The 18,253-nt window shown below is 66.7% G+C and carries 18 protein-coding genes and 4 tRNA genes; 13 read left to right on the forward strand and 9 right to left on the reverse strand.

All coding sequences use genetic code 11. From position 1 onward, the window contains the following. Positions 1 to 36 precede the first annotated feature (36 nt). From CQ040_RS02355 to CQ040_RS02370, 4 genes are all read left to right on the forward strand, one after another. Positions 37 to 642 (forward strand): hypothetical protein, encoded by a 606-nt coding sequence (locus CQ040_RS02355; RefSeq protein WP_146113839.1) that lies wholly within the window; start codon positions 37 to 39, stop codon positions 640 to 642. A 120-nt stretch (positions 643 to 762) separates the two neighbouring features. Next, positions 763 to 1,377: a copper resistance CopC family protein gene (locus CQ040_RS02360; RefSeq protein WP_105525301.1), complete on the forward strand. Its 615-nt coding sequence runs from the start codon at positions 763 to 765 to the stop codon at positions 1,375 to 1,377. 11 nt (positions 1,378 to 1,388) lie between these two features. Then, positions 1,389 to 1,922 (forward strand): copper chaperone PCu(A)C, encoded by a 534-nt coding sequence (locus CQ040_RS02365; protein WP_105525656.1) that lies wholly within the window; start codon positions 1,389 to 1,391, stop codon positions 1,920 to 1,922. Beyond that, positions 1,922 to 3,148, forward strand: a complete 1,227-nt coding sequence (locus CQ040_RS02370; protein WP_105525300.1) for a Dyp-type peroxidase — start codon at positions 1,922 to 1,924, stop codon at positions 3,146 to 3,148. Before CQ040_RS02365 ends, CQ040_RS02370 begins: the two co-directional genes overlap by 1 nt. Positions 3,149 to 3,243: 95 nt before the next feature. Here CQ040_RS02370 and CQ040_RS02375 read toward each other — a convergent pair. The 3 genes from CQ040_RS02375 to CQ040_RS02385 form a co-directional block, all read right to left on the reverse strand. Next, positions 3,244 to 3,315: transfer RNA gene (locus CQ040_RS02375), tRNA-Val, on the reverse strand. A gap of 28 nt (positions 3,316 to 3,343) precedes the next feature. Then, positions 3,344 to 3,414: transfer RNA gene (locus CQ040_RS02380), tRNA-Cys, on the reverse strand. Between the two features lie 54 nt (positions 3,415 to 3,468). After that, positions 3,469 to 3,541: transfer RNA gene (locus CQ040_RS02385), tRNA-Gly, on the reverse strand. Positions 3,542 to 3,692: 151 nt separating this feature from the next. Between CQ040_RS02385 and CQ040_RS02390 the strand changes: the two genes are divergently transcribed. Next, a tRNA-Val gene (locus CQ040_RS02390) sits at positions 3,693 to 3,768 on the forward strand. A 92-nt stretch (positions 3,769 to 3,860) separates the two neighbouring features. Here CQ040_RS02390 and CQ040_RS02395 read toward each other — a convergent pair. Continuing rightward, positions 3,861 to 4,940: a sorbosone dehydrogenase family protein gene (locus tag CQ040_RS02395; RefSeq protein ID WP_105525299.1), complete on the reverse strand. Its 1,080-nt coding sequence runs from the start codon at positions 4,938 to 4,940 to the stop codon at positions 3,861 to 3,863. Positions 4,941 to 5,046: 106 nt separating this feature from the next. Between CQ040_RS02395 and CQ040_RS02400 the strand changes: the two genes are divergently transcribed. Further along, a complete protein-coding gene (locus tag CQ040_RS02400; RefSeq protein ID WP_258131187.1) occupies positions 5,047 to 5,493 on the forward strand; it encodes a GIY-YIG nuclease family protein in 447 nt (148 codons plus the stop codon). Between the two features lie 64 nt (positions 5,494 to 5,557). On the opposite strand, the gene CQ040_RS02405 is transcribed toward CQ040_RS02400, so the two are convergent. After that, positions 5,558 to 5,944, reverse strand: coding sequence for an SPW repeat protein (locus CQ040_RS02405; protein ID WP_105525298.1), 387 nt, complete (start codon positions 5,942 to 5,944; stop codon positions 5,558 to 5,560). 283 nt (positions 5,945 to 6,227) lie between these two features. Here CQ040_RS02405 and CQ040_RS02410 point away from each other — a divergent pair, with 283 nt between their 5' ends. Beyond that, the gene (locus tag CQ040_RS02410) at positions 6,228 to 7,385 is read left to right on the forward strand and encodes a DUF1611 domain-containing protein (protein WP_181156673.1); all 1,158 of its coding nucleotides are present in this window, start codon (positions 6,228 to 6,230) and stop codon (positions 7,383 to 7,385) included. Here the strand turns inward: CQ040_RS02410 and CQ040_RS02415 are convergent. From CQ040_RS02415 to zapE, 3 genes are all read right to left on the reverse strand, one after another. Continuing rightward, the gene (locus CQ040_RS02415) at positions 7,351 to 7,935 is read right to left on the reverse strand and encodes a type II toxin-antitoxin system PemK/MazF family toxin (protein WP_105525297.1); all 585 of its coding nucleotides are present in this window, start codon (positions 7,933 to 7,935) and stop codon (positions 7,351 to 7,353) included. The genes CQ040_RS02410 and CQ040_RS02415 overlap by 35 nt on opposite strands. Positions 7,936 to 7,955: 20 nt before the next feature. After that, entirely contained in the window at positions 7,956 to 9,194 is a 1,239-nt protein-coding gene (locus CQ040_RS02420; RefSeq protein ID WP_105525296.1) for an ammonium transporter, read from the reverse strand. Positions 9,195 to 9,328: 134 nt separating this feature from the next. Further along, the gene (gene zapE / locus CQ040_RS02425) at positions 9,329 to 10,360 is read right to left on the reverse strand and encodes a cell division protein ZapE (RefSeq protein ID WP_105525295.1); all 1,032 of its coding nucleotides are present in this window, start codon (positions 10,358 to 10,360) and stop codon (positions 9,329 to 9,331) included. A gap of 145 nt (positions 10,361 to 10,505) precedes the next feature. Between zapE and CQ040_RS02430 the strand changes: the two genes are divergently transcribed. After that, entirely contained in the window at positions 10,506 to 11,399 is an 894-nt protein-coding gene (locus CQ040_RS02430; protein ID WP_105525294.1) for a sulfurtransferase, read from the forward strand. 19 nt (positions 11,400 to 11,418) lie between these two features. Next, on the forward strand, positions 11,419 to 11,850 hold the full coding sequence (locus CQ040_RS02435) for a SufE family protein (RefSeq protein WP_028501776.1): 432 nt from the start codon (positions 11,419 to 11,421) through the stop codon (positions 11,848 to 11,850). Here CQ040_RS02435 and CQ040_RS02440 read toward each other — a convergent pair. After that, positions 11,834 to 12,988, reverse strand: a complete 1,155-nt coding sequence (locus CQ040_RS02440) for a S9 family peptidase (protein ID WP_105525293.1) — start codon at positions 12,986 to 12,988, stop codon at positions 11,834 to 11,836. The genes CQ040_RS02435 and CQ040_RS02440 overlap by 17 nt on opposite strands. Positions 12,989 to 13,013: 25 nt before the next feature. On the opposite strand from CQ040_RS02440, the gene CQ040_RS02445 reads away from it, so the two are divergent. The 4 genes from CQ040_RS02445 (at position 13,014) to CQ040_RS02460 (ending at position 18,212) form a co-directional block, all read left to right on the forward strand. Next, positions 13,014 to 13,595 carry a DUF3000 domain-containing protein gene (locus CQ040_RS02445; RefSeq protein WP_028501774.1) on the forward strand — a complete coding sequence of 194 codons (582 nt, stop codon included), beginning with the start codon at positions 13,014 to 13,016 and terminating at the stop codon, positions 13,593 to 13,595. Then, on the forward strand, positions 13,588 to 14,781 hold the full coding sequence (locus tag CQ040_RS02450) for a ribonuclease D (protein WP_105525292.1): 1,194 nt from the start codon (positions 13,588 to 13,590) through the stop codon (positions 14,779 to 14,781). Before CQ040_RS02445 ends, CQ040_RS02450 begins: the two co-directional genes overlap by 8 nt. Before the next feature lie 72 nt (positions 14,782 to 14,853). Then, the gene (locus tag CQ040_RS02455; protein ID WP_105525291.1) at positions 14,854 to 16,059 is read left to right on the forward strand and encodes a thiolase family protein; all 1,206 of its coding nucleotides are present in this window, start codon (positions 14,854 to 14,856) and stop codon (positions 16,057 to 16,059) included. 8 nt (positions 16,060 to 16,067) lie between these two features. Further along, positions 16,068 to 18,212 (forward strand): 3-hydroxyacyl-CoA dehydrogenase NAD-binding domain-containing protein, encoded by a 2,145-nt coding sequence (locus CQ040_RS02460; RefSeq protein ID WP_105525653.1) that lies wholly within the window; start codon positions 16,068 to 16,070, stop codon positions 18,210 to 18,212. The last annotated feature ends 41 nt before the right edge of the window (positions 18,213 to 18,253 follow it).

Consider the following 18,253-nt stretch of genomic DNA (forward strand, 5'->3'; position numbering starts at 1 on the left):
ACGGGCCCGGCGCAGCGTTCATGCCAGACTGGACGCGTGACCGAGTCCAGGAAGCCAGCCGTCGTCCGCGGCTTCGCTGCCTCGTCGCTGGCGATCTTCGTCGCACTCGCGGGCCACGTCTCGGGCGGAGGGCAGATGCCCGGCCCGCTCGGCATCCTCGTGCCGTGGGTCTTCTCGTTCATGATCTGCGTGCTGCTCGCAGGACGCTCGCTGTCTTTGGTCAGACTCGGCATCTCCGTCGCGGTGAGCCAGTTCCTGTTCCACACGCTCTTCGTCCTCGGCACCATCACACCGTCCGCTGTCTCGATGCCGCACGTGCACGGAGCGCCGCTCGTGCTGCCTCCGGCGACGGGCATCCCTGAAGCCGTCACCGCTGACGCGTCCATGTGGCTCGGGCACGCGCTCGCCGCTCTGCTGACGGTTGCAGCCCTGCACCGGGGCGAACGCCTGCTCCTCCTGGTGCGCGACCTCGCCGTCCAGCTGGTCCGGTGGCTGCGTCATCGCGTCGATCATGCGCTGATCCTCCCCGTACTTCGCGTCGCTGCCCGTCTCCGCGGTCGCTTCGACATCGCACGCGTCGTCGACCTCGTTCTCCTCGCGACCCTTCGTGGTCGAGCACCGCCTCTCTCCGCTGCGATCTGATCCGCACCCTGGGCCGGTTCATGGCTCCGTGGTGCGTCCTGCCGCGCACATCCGATGTGCGCGGGTTCTGAACGCATGCATGCACGTCGCACGCGCGACGTCTGATGAGAGGCCATTCCCATGTCCCCTGTCCGCAGGATCGCGGCCGGGTTGACGTTGGCGGCGATCGCGACACTCGCGATCGCAGCACCCGCGTCGGCCCATGACCAGCTGATCTCCAGCACACCCGCCACAGACGAACAGCTGGCGACTCCACCGGAGAGCATCACGATGACGTTCTCGGGTGAGCTCCTGGTACTCGATGAATCGTTGACCGGCGCCGTCGTCCTGGTCGTCGACGCGTCGGGCAAGGACTGGGTCGCCGGAGACGTCACGGTGGAAGGACGCACCGTCACCGCGGCGCTCGCACCAGGGATGCCGACCGCCGGCTACGAGGTGCGCTGGCAGGTCGTGTCAGAGGACGGCCATCCGATCGCCGGTGTCGTCCCCTTCACGGTGGGCGACGCCGCACCGATGAAGATGGCCACGACCGGTGGCACGCCGGAAACCCCCTCAGCATCCACAGAACAGTCAGATCAGACCGCAGAGTCGGGCGGCGCCCTCAGGGTGTTGCTCATCGGCGCAGGCGGGGCGGCCGTAGCCGTCCTCGTCCTCGTGCTCGTTCGTTTCCTTCGTCGTCCTCGGACGGCAGCCGCACCGCCGGAATCCGGCGGCTCCGCGGCAGATGACCTGTGAAAGGCACCATTGTGAACACCACCAGAACTCTCCCCCGCCTCGCGGCCGTGATCGCGGTCTCCGTGCTCGCGCTGACCGGATGCACACCGGAGAGCGCGCCAGCCGAATCGAAGACGCGCCCGGCAGGCGACGTCGTCACGATCGAGGACGCCTGGGTGAAGTCAGCCGAAGAAGGGATGTCCGCCGGATTCGGAACGCTCGTCAACGGCAGCGGAGACGACGTGACCGTCGTCTCCGTCACCTCGGATGCCTCGACCATGCTCGAGCTGCATGAGACGGTCGAGAACGAGTCAGGCGAGATGGTGATGCGCGAGAAGGACGGCGGGTTCGTCATCCCCGCTGACGGAGAGCTCGCACTCGAGCCTGGCGCGAACCACATCATGATGATGGAGCTGACCGGCCCACTCACGGCCGGTAGCGAAGTCAGCTTCACGCTCACCTTCTCGGACGACTCCACCTACGAGTTCTCAGCTCCTGTCAAGGACTACTCGGGCGCGAACGAGAACTACGAAAGCGGCGATGAGAAAGACGGCTCGGGGCAGTGATGTCGGCGCCCGCTGAGGGCGCCCGCTCCCGACGTGCCGGGTCGACTCGGCGACAGTTCCTCCTCGGAGGAGCTGTCGCCGGTGTCGGCGCGGTCGCGGCCGTGGGAGTGGATCTCGCCCTGAACTCTCAGGAGAGCGGCGCGAAGCCGGTCTCCCCTCCGATGAACGGTGAACGCAGCGTCCCCTTCTTCGGCGTGCACCAGGCGGGTGTCGACACCGCGGCACAGGCCAACGGCGTCTTCCTCAGCCTGGATCTTCGCGATGAGGTCGATCGCGACGGCCTCGTCCGCCTGATGCGCCTGCTGACCGACGATGCGGCGCGACTCACCCAGGGCCTCCCGGCCCTCGCCGACTCCGAGCCGGAACTCGCCTTGTCACCGGCACGGCTGACGATCACCTTCGGATTCGGCCCCGGCTTCATCACGCGAGCCACCGCGACCGGGCCGGCTTGGCTCGCTCCCCTTCCCGCTTTCGGAGTGGATCAGCTGCGCCCTGAATTCTCCGACGGCGACCTTCTGATGCAGATCGCAGCCGACGATCCGCTGACCGTCGCTCATGCGGCCCGGATGCTGCTGAAGGATGCCAGGGGTTTCGCCAGCATCCGCTGGACGCAGCAGGGCTTCCGGCGTGCTTACGGGACCGAACGCCCTGGAACCACGATGCGCAATCTGTTCGGGCAGGTCGACGGCACGACCAACCCGGAACCGGGCACGTCAGACTTCGATCGGGTCGTCTGGAGCGACGAAGGATGGCTCGCCGGCGGGACCGGGATCGTGGTCCGCCGCATCCGCATGGACCTCGACAAGTGGGACCGTCTCGACCGAGGCGGGCGCGACGCATCCGTGGGCAGGACCCTGGCCAACGGTGCCCCGCTGACCGGCACCGACGAGTTCGACGAGCCCGACTTCGAGGCCAAGACGTCAATCGGCTTCCCCGTCATCCCCCAGTTCGCGCACATCCGGCGTGCCCGTGGCGACGGCGAGGAACGCATCTTCCGGCGTGCGTACAACTACGACGAGAGACCGGTCGGCGCCGAAGTCTCGGAGTCGGGGTTGATCTTCGTGTCCTTCCAGGCCGATATCGAGCGGCAGTTCATCCCGATGCAGCGACGGCTCGACGAGCTCGACCTTCTCAACGAGTGGACGGTCCCGATCGGTTCCGCCGTGTTCGCCGTCCCACCCGGGTGCACGGAAGGCGGGTTCATCGGAGACACGCTCCTGGTCTGAGCGGAGGCTGCGTGCCCGGGATCGCCTGGGCACACAGCCTTCGCCGGCACTCCTCCGGACACGAAAAAACCCCCGGAGAACCGGGGGTTTGTCTGTGCGCGATACTGGGATCGAACCAGTGACCTCTTCCGTGTCAGGGAAGCGCGCTACCGCTGCGCCAATCGCGCCCGTTGGGGCTTATTAAGTTTTCCAGTGAGGTGGCGACGGGATTCGAACCCGTGTAAACGGCTTTGCAGGCCGGTGCCTAGCCGCTCGGCCACGCCACCGTGTGGATTGACCCCACGTGCTGCAGATCTTCCGAAGAAGACCTACTTCACTCGAGCGGATGACGAGACTCGAACTCGCGACCCCAACCTTGGCAAGGTTGTGCGCTACCAACTGCGCTACATCCGCATTTCGTTCCCGGTTGTCCCGGGCACTCATGAAACATTAGCCGAAGATCTGCGACCTGCCAAACCGGCAGCGAATCTCGCGCGTGTCTCCCTGGGTGGTCCACTCGGCCTCTGAGCGTCGGGTAGTATCGGTTGACGTACCCCGCGGGTATGGGCGATTGGCGCAGTTGGTAGCGCGCTTCCTTCACACGGAAGAGGTCATCGGTTCGAGTCCGGTATCGCCCACCACAGAACCTCCGATCCATTCGGGGGTTCTTCTGTTTTCGGGCCGGGGCGAAGAACGCCCGAGAGTATGCTCGCATCCTCCGGGCGGTCGAGGATCACTCGATCGGAACGCGCAGGACTCGGTCATCGCCGTCCCCGGGATCGCCGCGACCGTCGGTGTTGTTGGTGAGCACCCACAGGGCGCCATCCGGGGCGACTGCCACGTCGCGAAGCCTGCCGAACGCACCGACGAAGTACTCGGCGGACGTTGCGAGGTCATCCAGAGGCACCTCTCGCAGCCTCTCGCCACGGAGATTCGCGACGAAGAGAGACTCCGAAGCGATCGCGATGCCGCTGGGACTTGCGACATCAGGAGCCCACTGCTGCACCGGGTCGAGGAAGCCGTCCCGGTCGGCGATGCCTTCCACCTCCGGCCAGCCGTAGTTCCCACCGGGTTCGATCACGTTCAGCTCGTCCCAGGTGTCCTGCCCGAACTCGCTCGCATACAGGGTGCCGTCTTCGTCCCACGCAAGACCCTGCGGGTTGCGGTGGCCGAGGCTGAAGACCGGCGAGCCGTCGAAGGGGTTGTCCTCTGGCACGTCCCCATCCGGCGTGAGGCGGAGGATCTTGCCCGACAGAGACGTCAGGTCCTGAGCGCTCTCGCGGTCTCCCGCATCGCCGACGGTCACATACAACATGCCGTCGGGACCGAACGCGATACGGCCTCCGTTGTGATTCGTCGCTGCGGCCATCCCCGAGAGGATCGTCTCGGGCTCTCCGAGCTCGAGTGCGCCGGGAGACCCGGACAGGTCGAAACGCTGCACCCGGTTCTCGTCTTCCGCCGTGGAGTACGCGTACAACCGACCGTCTTGGACCGCGATGCCCAGCAGCCCGCCCTCACCGCGCGGTTCCACGCCGTCGATCACTGCGACCTCTCGAACCTTGCCATCGTCCGTCACCTCCACGATGCGGGCGGCATCGCGCTCGCTGATCAGCGCCGTCCCCTCATAGAAGGCAATGGACCAGGGGGCAGCCAGTTCGTCGACGATGGTTCTCTCCTCCCCCGGCAACACAGAACCGGAGGGCGAGGGGAGCGGCGGGGAGGGCGACGCCTGAGGCGTCGGAGCGCATGCCACCAACACGATCGAGGCCACCGACATGACGGACCACGCACCGAAGCCCCGCGAGGTCGTCATCAGCGCCGCTCCCTTCGTCCTGCCTTCGTCCTGCCTTCGACACTAGGCGCGCGAGCGGGTCCGGAGAAGGAATGACGGTGTCCGAGGTCGCGCGTAGCCTGCAGTCGTGTCGAAACGCACCCTCCCGGGCCCCTGCTCCCTCTGCGGGGGCGTTCAGGGCATCCGCACCGATGGGGTGTGGATCTGCGCAGCGTGCGGTTGGCGCTACGGTGACGCACCCGACCCCGACCTTCCGCTCCCCCGCGTCGATGTGGTCTACTACCTCCGCTTCGACAAGCGCGTGAAGATCGGCACCAGCAGACGGCCCAGGCAGCGGCTGGTCGCGATCCGGCACGACGAGCTCCTCGCCTTCGAACGCGGCGGTCGAGCAGTCGAGCAACAGCGCCACCGGGAGTTCGCCGGAATCCGCGAAGGCGGCGAGTGGTTCACTTACACGAACGAGTTGCACACGCACGTGAGCGCCCTCCGCGAGGAGGGCGACCCGTGGCTGCTCTACGCGCGCTGGCTCAGCCGCGCTTTACGCGGCCTCGATGGCGCTTCGTCCGACGCATGAACATGACGATGCCGGGTGACTGCTTCGGGAAGTCCAGTCGCCCGGCATCGCGTCTGCGAAGAGGTCATGCCGTGGCGGCACGACCCCGAGTGGTCGCCGGCTGCGGCTGCGAGAACAGCACGACGAGGATCACGGCGACACCGACGACAACGTGCGGGAGCCAGACGTTGAGCGCTTCGCCCGAGAAGCCGAAGATCCACGGTGAAAGAGCGAGGAACAAGCTGGCGACGATGTCGAACACCAGGTGGACGGGCATCGGGATGAAGCCGAAGGGGCCCCATTCGTACTTCGTGAACAGGCTGTAGACGATGAGTCCGATGCCGAGCACGATCGGGATGATGACAGCTGCTCCGCCCACATTCGCGAAGCCGAACAGCCAGGGCGCGGCGATCAACGCGATACCGACGATGTAGTCGAGGGCTCCGTGGACCTTGGTAGGGATGAAACGCATGATTCCTCCTTGTGTGGCGCCGCTCTTCGCGACTCACCACTGGTTCGAAGCCCGCGTCAGATCGGATTGCACCTCTCCGGTTTCCGCTCGATATCGCCAGGTTCGCGGGGGGGGTATGCGCTGTGGATTGGCCGCCACATACTCGCGGCCCGGTCCCAGGCAGCGCTGCTACGGTGAGCATGCCGGTATCTTGCCGGCATCAGGGAAGACTTCTTGTCGACCAACGGGCCTCACCGGTCATTTCGTTCTCCGTCGCCTCCTCTGTGTGAGCCCGAGGAGCGTCATGCCCACCCCGTCAGTTCCCTCTTTCAGCGACCCTGCGCACGCGTGGGCTGCCCCTATCGCCCTGCCGGTCGGTACGTCGGCGATCGTCTACTGCGAAGGCCAGTTCGGCGAGCAGGACGGCAAGACCGCGAACGGACTCGTCCGCCACTCCGAGAAGTACGACATCCTCAGCGTCATCGACAGCACCCATGCCGGCGCCGACGCGGGGATGGTGCTCGACGGGGAGGCGAACGGCATCCCGATCCTCAACGGTCTCGCCACCGCGATCGCGCATGCGGGGCACGTACCGGACTACCTGATCTGCGGAGTGGCACCAGCCGACGGGCTGCTCTCAGCCGGTCAGCGCACCGTGCTGCTCGACGGGATCGCTCGGGGCATGCACATCATCAACGGTCTGCATGAGTTCCTCACGGACGACGCCGAATTCGTCGCCGCTGCCCTCCTCGCCGAGGTCACCATCACCGACATCCGTCGTCCTCGCGACAAGAAGGACCTCCACCTGTTCTCGGGCCGCATCTTCGATGTGACCTGCCCGCGCATCACGATCCTCGGAACCGATGGAGCGATCGGCAAGCGCACCACCGCCACGATCCTCGTACGTGCGCTCAACGAGCAGGGCATCCACGCGGTCATGGTCGGCACCGGACAGACGACGATCATCCAGGGTGGCCGCTACGGCGTCGCACTCGATGCCCTCGTGCCGCAGTTCTGCTCCGGCGAGGTCGAGAACCAGGTCGTCGCCGCGTTCGAGGGCGAGAACCCCGACGTGATCATCGTCGAGGGTCAGGGGGCGCTCAGCCACCCCGCCTACATCACGTCCGCCCACATCCTTCGAGGCAGCCAGCCCGCCGGTGTCATCGTGCAGCATGCTCCGGGCCGGAAGGTCCTCGGCGACTTCCCCATGGTGGCGATGCCCACGGTGACCAGCGAGATCGCCCTGATCGAGGCGTTCGCCGACACCCGGGTGATCGGTGTCACTGTCAACCACGAGAACCTCTCGAAGGCGCAGCTGGCCGCAGCGATCGATGAGATCGAACTCGACACGGGTCTTCCTGCGACCGATCCGCTTACCCGACCTCTGGCCGAGCTCGTGGAGATGGTGCTGCAGGCGTTCCCCGCCCTCAGCCCGCGACGGACCACCCGTAGCGCCGCGTGAGAGCGGCTCCGACGCGGTCGTAGCGCCCCCGATCGAGGACGGCGGCCTCCCGCCGCAGTCCTCGCTCGTGCACGCTGTACAGCTGCTCGACATCGATCCAGGATTCCCGTCCCTGGGAATCCCAGGCACCGGCGCCGATGGAGAGGTAGTCACGCTCGCCTTCGTGCGGTTTGCTCGTCATCCGCACCGCATAGACCCGCTCCGCGGACTCCCGGCCGATCACGAGCACAGGACGGTCTTTGCCACGCCCGTCGTTCTCCTCGTACGGCACCCAGGTCCAGACGATCTCGCCGGCATCCGGGGCGCCGTCACGCTGTGGCGCATACGCGACCTGAAGCCCTTTGATCCGGTCCGGATCGATGCGGACGGTCTCGGTTCCGCGCACACGTCCGGGATCCGTTGCGGGAGAGGCCGGGGCCGAGGGCTGTGCTGATGGCCGCAGACGCGCGTCCGGGCGCCTCGGACCTGATGTCCGAGACGCCCGGCCGGATCCCACCGCCTTGAGCAGGATCTCCACGAGTGTCGTCAGGATGCCGTTGGTCTTGCTCACACGGTCACCCTAACCGCAGATCAGGCGTCTGCGAGCGCGTAGCCCTCCTCGCCGTGCACGACCGAGTCGACACCGGCGATCTCGTCCTCGTTCGTGATGCGGAAGCCGATCGTCTTCTCGATCGCGAAGCCGATGATGAAGGCGACCACGAAGGAGTAGATCAGAACACCGAATGCGGCGATCACCTGCACCGCGAGCTGGCGAGCGTCGCCTCCGACGAACAGTCCGGTGCCGGTGGCGAAGAGGCCGAGGTACAGCGTTCCGATGAGGCCACCGACGAGGTGGATGCCGACCACGTCGAGCGAGTCGTCGAACCCGAGGCGGAACTTCAGCTCGACGGCGAGGGCGCAGACGACACCGGCGAGGGCACCGAGCAGCAGCGACCAACCGGGTGTGAGGTTGGCGCACGCCGGGGTGATGGCGACGAGACCGGCAACAGCACCGGAAGCGGCACCGACCGAGGTGGGCTTGCCGTCCTTGATCTTCTCGATCAGGATCCAGCCGAGGATGGCCGCAGCTGTCGCACCGAGCGTGTTCAGACCGATGAGGCCGACACCGCCCATGTCCTCGGACAGCCACTCCGCACCGGCGTTGAAGCCGAACCACCCGAACCACAGCAATGCCGCGCCGAGCAGGGTCAGCGGCACGTTGTGCGGCTTGAGGATGCCCTTCTGGAATCCGATGCGCTTGCCGAGGACCAGAGCGAGGGCGAGTGCGGCAGCACCCGCGTTGATGTGCACCGCGGTACCACCGGCGTAGTCGATGACGCCGATACCGCTGTCCTCACCGAAGAGCGTGGTGCCGAGATTCATGATCCAGCCACCACCCCAGACCCAGGCGGCGACCGGGAAGTAGCCGACGGTGGCGAAGATGCCCGCGAAGATCAGCCAGCTGCCGAACTTGGCGCGGTCGGCGATCGCCCCGGAGATCAGCGCGACGGTGATGATCGCGAAGGTGGCGCCGTAGGCGACACCCAGGAGCGCCACGTTCGACCCTTCACCCTCGGCGAGGCTCGAGAGGCCGAAGTCGGCGAACGGGTTGCCTGCGAAGGCGGTCGGGCTGTCGACGGCGCTCATCGAGAAGCCGAAGAGAATCCACAGCACGGCGACGAGTCCGATGGAGCCGAAGCTCATCATCATCATGCTGACGACGCTCTTCGCCTTGACGAGACCGCCATAGAAGAAGGCGACGCCGGGCGTCATGAGCAGAACCAACGCTGTCGCGGTGATCGCCCACGAGATGTTGCCGGGAGCATCCATAGGAAAACCTCACATCCGAAGTAATTGAGAGCTTCAGTGTGACGACCTGCGGTTTCGTCAATGCGTGAGGTTTGTTTCCCCGCGGTTACAGCGCGGCTCCGCCTGTGAACATCGCGTTACGCGAGTCTGCGGGCTTACGCAGAATGTGTCAGCGCATTGAGCCGAGAGATGGCGCGCAGGTACTTCTTGCGGTAACCGCCGGCGAGCATCTCGTCGGAGAAGACCGAGTCGAGGCCGAGTCCGGTGGCGATGATCGGAATCTGCGCGTCGTACACCCGGTCGATGAACGCGACGAAACGCAGCGCCTCGGACTGGTCCGTGAGCTGGCGCACGTCGCGCAGGCCGACGCCACCGACGCCGTCGATGAGCCGGATGTAGCGCGAGGGGTGCACCTGGGCGAGATGACGGATCAGCTCGTCGAACAGGTCGTCGGAAACTGCGCCCTCCGCTCCGACGGTCGCGATGGCGGCCTTATAGGCAGCGTCGTCGAGCACGACGGCGTGTCCGTCGAGGGCGCGCTGGCGGAAGTCGACGCCGTCGATGCGCAGGGTCTGGAAGCTGTCGGACATGGCATGGATCTCACGGAGGAAGTCCTGCGCGGCGAAGCGCCCCTCGCCGAGGGCGTTCGGCGGGGTGTTCGATGTCGCGGCGAGCCGGGTGCCGGTCGGGACGAGCTCGCCCAGGAGCCTGGTCATCACCATCGTGTCGCCCGGGTCATCGAGCTCGAACTCATCGATGCACAGCAGGTCGGCGCCCTTGAGCAGGTCGACGGTGTTCTTGTACCCGAGTGCGCCGACGAGCGCGGTGTACTCGATGAACGAGCCGAAGTACTTCCGACGTGCGGGCATCGCATGGTAGATCGAGGCGAGCAGGTGGGTCTTGCCGACGCCGAACCCACCGTCAAGGTAGACGCCCGGCTTGAGCTCAGGTTCCTTCTTCGCACGACTGAACAGGCCGCCGCGCTTCACGGGGGCGCCGCGCCCGGCGAAACGCATCAGCGTTTCCTTCGCCTCCTCTTGTGAGGGATAGGCGGGATCAGCGCGGTAGCTGTCGAACGTCGCCGTGTCGAACTGGGGCGGCGGCACCATGCTCGCCAGCATCTCTGGTCCGGTGACGGTCGGCTGACGCTCGGTGAGGTGCACGGTTCGGCTGGTCGTGTCGGTCATCACGGTCCTGAATCGGGTGCTCGCCTGTGTCGAAGTCTTACGAATCGGGCGCAGGGTGCTCGGCGGGGATCTATCGTCGAAGGGACGGATCAACACTACGCCGTTCGCACCCGCGCCCTCGTCCGCTCAACGCTTCGGAGATCCCATGGCCATCGAGTTCGATTCCTCCTCCCCCAAGTTCGCCGAGTACGCCGAACCCGGCCGTCTCGTGACGACCGAGTGGCTCGCCGAACGGCTGGGCGCCCCAGGCCTCGTGGTGGTCGAATCCGACGAGGACGTACTGCTGTACGAGACGGGCCACATCCCGGGTGCGGTGAAGGTCGACTGGCACACCGAGCTCAACGATCCCGTCGGACGCGACTACGTCGATGGCGAGGGCTTCGCCGAGCTGCTCAGCCGCAAGGGCATCTCGCGCGACGACACGGTCGTCATCTACGGCGACAAGAACAACTGGTGGGCCGCCTACGCCCTGTGGGTGTTCTCCCTCTTCGGCCACGAAGACGTGCGTCTGCTCGACGGCGGTCGCGACCGCTGGATCGCCGAAGGCCGCGAGCTGACCCGGGAGCCGGCGAACCGCCCGGCGACCGAGTATCCGATCGTCGAGAGAGACGACTCGGTGATCCGTGCATACAAGGAAGACGTCCTGGCGCACATCGGCAGCCCGCTCATCGACGTGCGCTCCCCTGAGGAATACAGCGGTGAGCGCACCACGGCGCCCGCCTACCCCGAGGAAGGGACGCTGCGCGCCGGTCACATCCCCACCGCGCAGAGTGTGCCGTGGGCGAAGGCCGTCGCTGAGGATGGAGGCTTCCGCAGTCGTGCCGAACTCGATGCGATCTACCGAGACGGCGCCGGTCTGAACGACGGAGACGACGTCGTGGCCTACTGCCGCATCGGGGAACGCTCGAGCCACACCTGGTTCGTACTCAAGCACCTCCTCGGCTTCGAGAACGTGCGCAACTACGACGGGTCCTGGACCGAGTGGGGCAGCGCGGTACGCGTGCCGATCGTCACCGGTTCGGAGCCCGGCGCGCTCTGAACATGTGACAATGACAGGGATGAGCACCAGCGACGTTCCTGACTCCCTCGCCGAGATCCGCGACGGGTTCCTCGAGACCCCTGAAACCGATCGCCTCCTGCTGCTGCTCGAGTTCTCCGACGAGCTTCCGGATGTGTCCGACGAGGTCGCGACCCACCCGGAGATGTACGAGCGCGTCGCGGAGTGCCAGTCCCCCGTGTACATCCACGTCGAGGTGCACGACGACATCGTGACCATGCACGCGACCGCGCCGCCGGAGGCTCCGACGACCCGCGGGTTCGCGAGCATCCTGGTGCAGGGCCTCACCGGACTCACCGCCGACGAGGTCCTCGCCATCCCGAACGACTACCCGCAGAGCATCGGACTCACCAAGGCGGTGTCACCGCTGCGCATCGGCGGCATGACCGGGATGCTGATGCGCGCGAAGAATCAGGTCAGGCAGAAGCGCTGAAGCCCTGCGCATCCAGCCAGTCGGTGATCGCGGTCGTCCACCCGGTCTGGTCGTAGTTCCACAGCTTCGTGTGGCGCGCCACCGTGAACCTCGGCATCGTGACGAGGTCAGGACGCGCCTCCTGCAGCGCGTGCGAAGAGTCGGCCGGCACGAAGCCGTCGTCGTCACTGTGCAGGATCAGGATCGGCGCGGTCAGCTCATCGGCACGCGCGACCATGTCGAGGCGGTCGAACGGGATCGGCTCGTCGGCCCCACTGAGGCGCGCGGTGAGCGGCATCTGGAGAGCTCCCATCGCGAGCTCGGGCAGCGGAGCCCGCACCCCGGCCAGTCTCGCCTGGAAGCGCAGCACTGTGCGCCAGTCGACGACAGGGGACTCGAGGATGATCCCGGCGATTCGATCTCGGTGACCGGAGGTCACTGCGGCTTGCAGCGAGACCGCTCCACCCATCGACCATCCCATCAGGATGACCCGCTCCGCACCATGCCGGAGCGCGTAGGCGATCGCCGAATCGACGTCGCGCCACTCCGACGCCCCCAACGCATATGCCCCTGCCCTGGTGCGCGGAGCTTCACCGTCGTTCCGGTAGGAGACGACGAGGTTGGGCAGACCAGCGGCATGCAACACCGGCACTGCCCGCAGACATTCCGCACGGGTGGCACCCCGTCCGTGCACCTGGATCACCCAGGTCGACGAAGCTGCGGGGAAGTACCACGCAGGACAAGGTCCGGCGGGAGAACCGATCAACAGGTTCTCCCAGCGCAGGTGGAGCTCGCTCGGCGATGAGTAGTAGTACCCGCTGAATGCGGCAGCGCGATCGACACGAGCACCGGGCTCGATCTGGGTCAGGAGCTTGCGACGAACGCTCGTCCCGTCAGCGCTGAGAACGGCGCCGAGCTTGACGTATCCGTAGGTACCGGTGGTGAAGAGGCCGTATCTCCCCGGCAGCGCGGTGTCGAGGGTGCGCTGCAGTTCGATCGTCTGCGCGCCGGTGTCGACGGCGATGATCTCGGTGTCGGTGGCGCGTCGCATGGGCGTCACGACGCGTCGGGCGACCGCGAACACGAGCAAGGCGAACCCCGCTCCGAGTGCGAGCAAGGCAGGGACAAGGAGCGTAACGGCGTGCCTGAGACTCTTCATCGCTTCCTGACTCTAGCCTGTTGCCGTGACCGCACCCCCCGAAGCCGGGACGCCTTTCGAGAGCGCCGTGGCTGAACTGCGCGAAACCGAGTTCCGAGATGACATCACGGTGCGCGAGATCGCGACCCCACAGGGCCTCGCCCCCTTCGCCATCGCGCTCGCCGCCGATGTGCGCCCGGAGGGCGAAGGCGAGTCCGTGTACGGCACCGGCAGGTTCGTGCTGCTGCATGATCCCGACGAGCCCGGCGCCTGGGGTGGATCGTGGCGCATCGTCATCTTCGCGCAGGCACCGCTGGAGACCGAGATCGGGACCGATCCGCTTCTGGCCGACGTGACGTGGTCCTGGCTGGTCGACGCTCTCGACTCGCGCGACGCGGTCTATCACTCGGAGTCCGGTACCTCGACGAAGACGCTGTCGAAGGGATTCGGCGGTCTCGCCGTCGAAGGAGACGGCGCCCAGATAGAATTGCGGGCGTCCTGGACTCCGGAAGGCCCGTTCCGACCTCACGTCGAAGCATGGGCCGAGCTGGTCGGAATGCTGGCGGGACTTCCGCCCGGCTCCGAGGGCATCGCCGTGATCGGCGCGCGAAAGGCTGTACGTGACTGAATACTCCGTGATCTCGGATGCTGAGGAGTTCCGCGCAGCCTGCGCCGTGCTCGCCGCAGGCACCGGGCCCGTCGCCGTGGACGTGGAGCGCGCGTCCGGCTTCCGCTACTCTCAGCGCGCCTATCTCGTGCAGGTGTTCCGGCGAGAAGCCGGGGTCTTCCTGTTCGATCCACCCGCGATCGGAGACTTCGCGCCACTCCAAGAGGCCATCGGCGATGTCGAGTGGGTGCTGCACGCTGCGAGCCAGGATCTCCCTTCCCTGCGGGAGCTCCACCTCGAGCCTCCGGTCATCTTCGATACCGAGCTCGCTTCGCGCCTCCTCGGGCATGAGCGTGTCGGTCTCGGTGCCGTCGTCGAAGACACTCTGGGCATCACCCTCAAGAAGGAGCACTCCGCCGCCGACTGGTCGACGCGTCCGCTCCCCGACTCCTGGCTCGAGTACGCCGCCCTCGACGTGCTGCACCTGATCGATGTGCGGGACATCCTCGTCGCCGAGCTGGAGGAACAGGGAAAGACCGCCTACGCAGCCGAAGAATTCGCCGCAACCCTCACTCGCGCGCCCAAACCTCCCCGCGAGGACCCATGGCGTCGACTCAGCGGACTGCACCAGGTGCGCGGAGCTCGAAACCTCGCCGTCGCCCGCTCGCTGTGGCAGGCCCGCGAATCCTACGCTCAGGAACAGGACGTGTCCCCCGGTCGCCTCGTCCCTGACCGCTCCCTGGTGGCCGCTCTGATGGCGAACCCGCAGTCGAAGCAGGCGCTCGCCGGCATCAAGGAGTTCCAGGGCCGCGCGAGCCGCACGCAACTCGACCGCTGGTGGCAGGCATTCGTCGACGGCCGCGCCACCGAAGAATTGCCCCGCGAACGTGTGCCGAGCGACACTCTCCCTCCACCCCGTGCCTGGGCCGACCGGAACCCCGAGGCGGATGCTCGCCTGAAGGCCGCGCGCCCCGTCGTGGAAGCGGTGGCCGAGGAGTTGGGGATGCCCACCGAGAACCTGCTCACGCCGGAGTACCTCCGTCGCGTCGCGTGGGACCTCCCTGGCGAAACCCCGGAGGAGATCGCTGCGGCACTCGCCGCGCTGGGTGCTCGCCCGTGGCAGATTGAACAGACCGCACAGAAGATCGCGGCCGCCTTTGTAGATGCGGCGCAAGAGCCCGACACCACCCCCGCACCCGCTTCGTAGGTTCGATCCAACCGATTCCTCCCGGTTTCGCGGGCTTCATAGACTGAGGTCACGCACTAACTTGGAGGCAGAGTGGCCGAGATCTCGGACGTCTTCTTCGTCGATGGAGTACGCACGCCTTTCGGGCGTGCCGGCGAAAAGGGCATGTACTGGAACACCCGCGCTGATGACCTCGCCGTGAAGGCGACCATCGGCCTGATGGAGCGGAACGCGGCCGTCCCGGCCGACCGCATCGACGACGTCGCGATCGCCGCGACGAGCCAGACCGGCGATCAGGGACTGACCCTCGGTCGTTCGGTGGCCATCCTCGCCGGACTCCCACAGAGCGTGCCTGGTCTCGCCGTCGAGCGCATGTGCGCCGGCGCCATGACCAGCGTCACGACCATGGGCGCATCGATCGGTGTCGGCATGTACGACTTCGCCCTCGCCGGCGGTGTCGAGCACATGGGACACCACCCGATCGGCGCCAACGCCGATCCGAACCCGCGTTTCGTGGCCGAGAAGATGGTCGACCCCGGCGCGCTCAACATGGGCGTCACCGCCGAGCGCATCTTCGACCGCTTCCCGCACCTCACCAAGGAGCGGTCCGACCGCTACGGCATGCTCAGCCAGCACAAGGTGCAGGCGGCATACGATGCCGGCAAGCTCCAGCCCGACCTCGTGCCGGTGGCGACCAAGACCGCTGATGGTGCGTGGGGTCTCGCCACGGAGGACGAGGGCCGACGCCCGCAGACCACCATGGAAGACCTCGCCGCGCTGAAGACGCCGTTCCGTCCGCACGGGCGTGTCACGGCCGGCACCTCGTCTCCCCTCACCGACGGTGCGACCATGTCGCTGCTCGCGGGCGGTGGTGCTGTGAAGGAGTTCGGCCTCGCCCCGAAGATGCGCATGGTGTCGTTCGCCTTCGCCGGAGTGCAGCCCGAGATCATGGGCATCGGCCCGATCCCGTCGACCGAGAAGGCGCTCAAGAAGGCCGGCCTCACCATCGCCGACATCGGCCTGTTCGAGCTGAATGAGGCGTTCGCCATCCAGGTGATCTCCCTGCTCGACCACTTCGGCATCGCCGACGACGACCCCCGCGTCAACCAGTGGGGCGGCGCGATCGCGATCGGGCACCCGCTCGCCGCCTCCGGTGTGCGTCTGATGATCCAGCTCGCGGCCCAGTTCGCTGAGCGTCCCGACGTCCGCTACGGCCTCACCGCCATGTGTGTCGGACTCGGCCAGGGTGGCTCGGTCATCTGGGAGAACCCGCACTACGACGGCAAGAAGAAGAAGTGAGCGCGAACGTGACGAACTACGAAGCCATCGACTTCTCCCCGATCCAGGCGCTCACCGAGGGCGAGGTCATCACGCACTCCCCCGTGCGCGACATCCGTCTCGCCTCCGGCAAGGTCCTCGCCCTCATCACCCTCGACAACGGCCGTGACCACACCCGTCCCAACACCCTGGGCCCTGCGACGCTCACGCAGCTCGGTGAGACCCTCGACGGACTCAAGGCGCGCGCCGCGGCCGGCGAGATCCAGGCAGTCGGCATCACCGGCAAGCAGTACATCCTCGCCGCCGGCGCCGACCTGTCCGACATCAGCAAGGTCGGATCCCGTGACAACGCGCGGCTGATCGCGCAGCTCGGCCACAAGGTCCTCGGCAAGTTCGGAGAGCTCGGTGTACCGTCGTTCGCGTTCGTGAACGGCCTCGCCCTCGGCGGCGGCCTGGAGATCGCACTCAACTCCAGCTACCGCACGGTCGACTCCTCTGCTGCCGCGATCGCGTTGCCCGAGGTCTTCCTCGGCATCATCCCCGGCTGGGGTGGCGCGTACCTGCTGCCGAACCTGATCGGCATCGAGAATGCGCTCGAGGTCGTCATCTCGAACCCGCTCAAGCAGAACCGGATGCTGAAGCCGCAGCAGGCATTCGACCTCGGCATCTTCGATGCGATCTTCCCCGCAGCGAACTACCTCGAGAACTCGCTGGCGTGGGCTGATGCGGTCCTCGGCGGCAAGAAGGTCGAGCGCAAGAACGAGCCGGGCAAGATCGAACGCCTCACCAAGTGGCCGATCGCCATCAAGATGGCCCGCGGGATGCTGGAGTCGAAGATCGGCACCATGCCGAAGTCGCCGTATGCGGCACTCGAGCTTCTCGACAAGGCGAAGAGCGGCACGAAGGCAGAGGGCTTCGCCCGCGAGGACGAGGCTCTGGCCGATCTCGTCACGGGCGACCAGTTCGCCGCCTCGATGTACGCGTTCGACCTGGTGCAGAAGCGTGCGAAGCGACCTGTCGGCGCTCCCGACAAGCAGCTCGCGAAGAAGGTCACCAAAGTGGGCATCATCGGCGCCGGACTCATGGCGAGCCAGTTCGCGCTGCTCTTCGTGCGCAAGCTCCAGGTGCCCGTTCTGATCACCGATCTGGATCAGGCGCGCGTCGACAAGGGCGTCGCGTACATCCACGAGGAGATCGGCAAGCTCGAAGCCAAGGGCCGCCTGGACTCCGACAGCGCGAACAAGCTGCGCGCGCTCGTGACCGGCACCACCGACAAGAGCCTCTACGCGGACTGCGACTTCGTGATCGAGGCCGTGTTCGAAGAGGTCGGCGTCAAGCAGCAGGTGTTCGGTGAGATCGAGAAGATCATCGCAGAGGACGCGATCCTCGCGACGAACACCTCGTCGCTCTCGGTCGAGGAGATCGGGTCGAAGCTCGCCCACCCGGAGCGCCTGGTCGGGTTCCACTTCTTCAACCCGGTCGCGGTGATGCCGCTCATCGAGATCGTGAAGACGCCGCACACGGCAGACGCGGCGCTGGCGACCGCCTTCGTCGTCGCGAAGAACCTTGGCAAGAACGCGGTTCTCACCGCGGACGCCCCCGGGTTCGTCGTGAACCGACTGCTCGCGAAGGTCATGGGCGAGGCCGCTCGTGCCGTCTACGAGGGCACGCCGATCGCTGATGTCGAGAAGGCCTTCGGCCCGCTCGGGTTGCCGATGGGCCCCTTCCAGCTGATCGACCTGGTGGGCTGGAAGGTCGCAGCCCACGTGCAGGACACGATGGTGCACGCCTTCCCCGAACGGTTCTACGCGAACGAGAACTTCCACGCTCTCGCCGAGCTCGACGCGGTCGTGGAGAAGGACAAGGGTGGGCGTGTCGTCGGCTGGAGCAAGCAGGCCGAGAAGGTGCTCAAGCCGGCTGTGGGCAAGACTCCGGCAACGGCTGCGACCATCCTCCAGCGCGTACAGGACGGTCTCGCCACCGAGATCAAGCTCATGCTCGACGAGGGAGTGGTCCCCGAGGTCGAAGACATCGATCTGTGCCTGATCCTGGGCGCGGGCTGGCCGTTCATCGACGGTGGCGCCTCGCCGTATCTCGACCGTGAAGGGGCTTCGGAGCGAGCGTTCGGCGGCTCGTTCCACACCCCGCAGATCCGCGGCATCGAGAGCCGCTGATCGCACTCGAAGGGGCCGCATCGAGAGATGCGGCCCCTTCG

Origin of the sequence: Microbacterium sp. MYb54, from assembly GCF_002979515.1 — a bacterium.
In the GTDB taxonomy this organism is placed as follows: domain Bacteria; phylum Actinomycetota; class Actinomycetes; order Actinomycetales; family Microbacteriaceae; genus Microbacterium.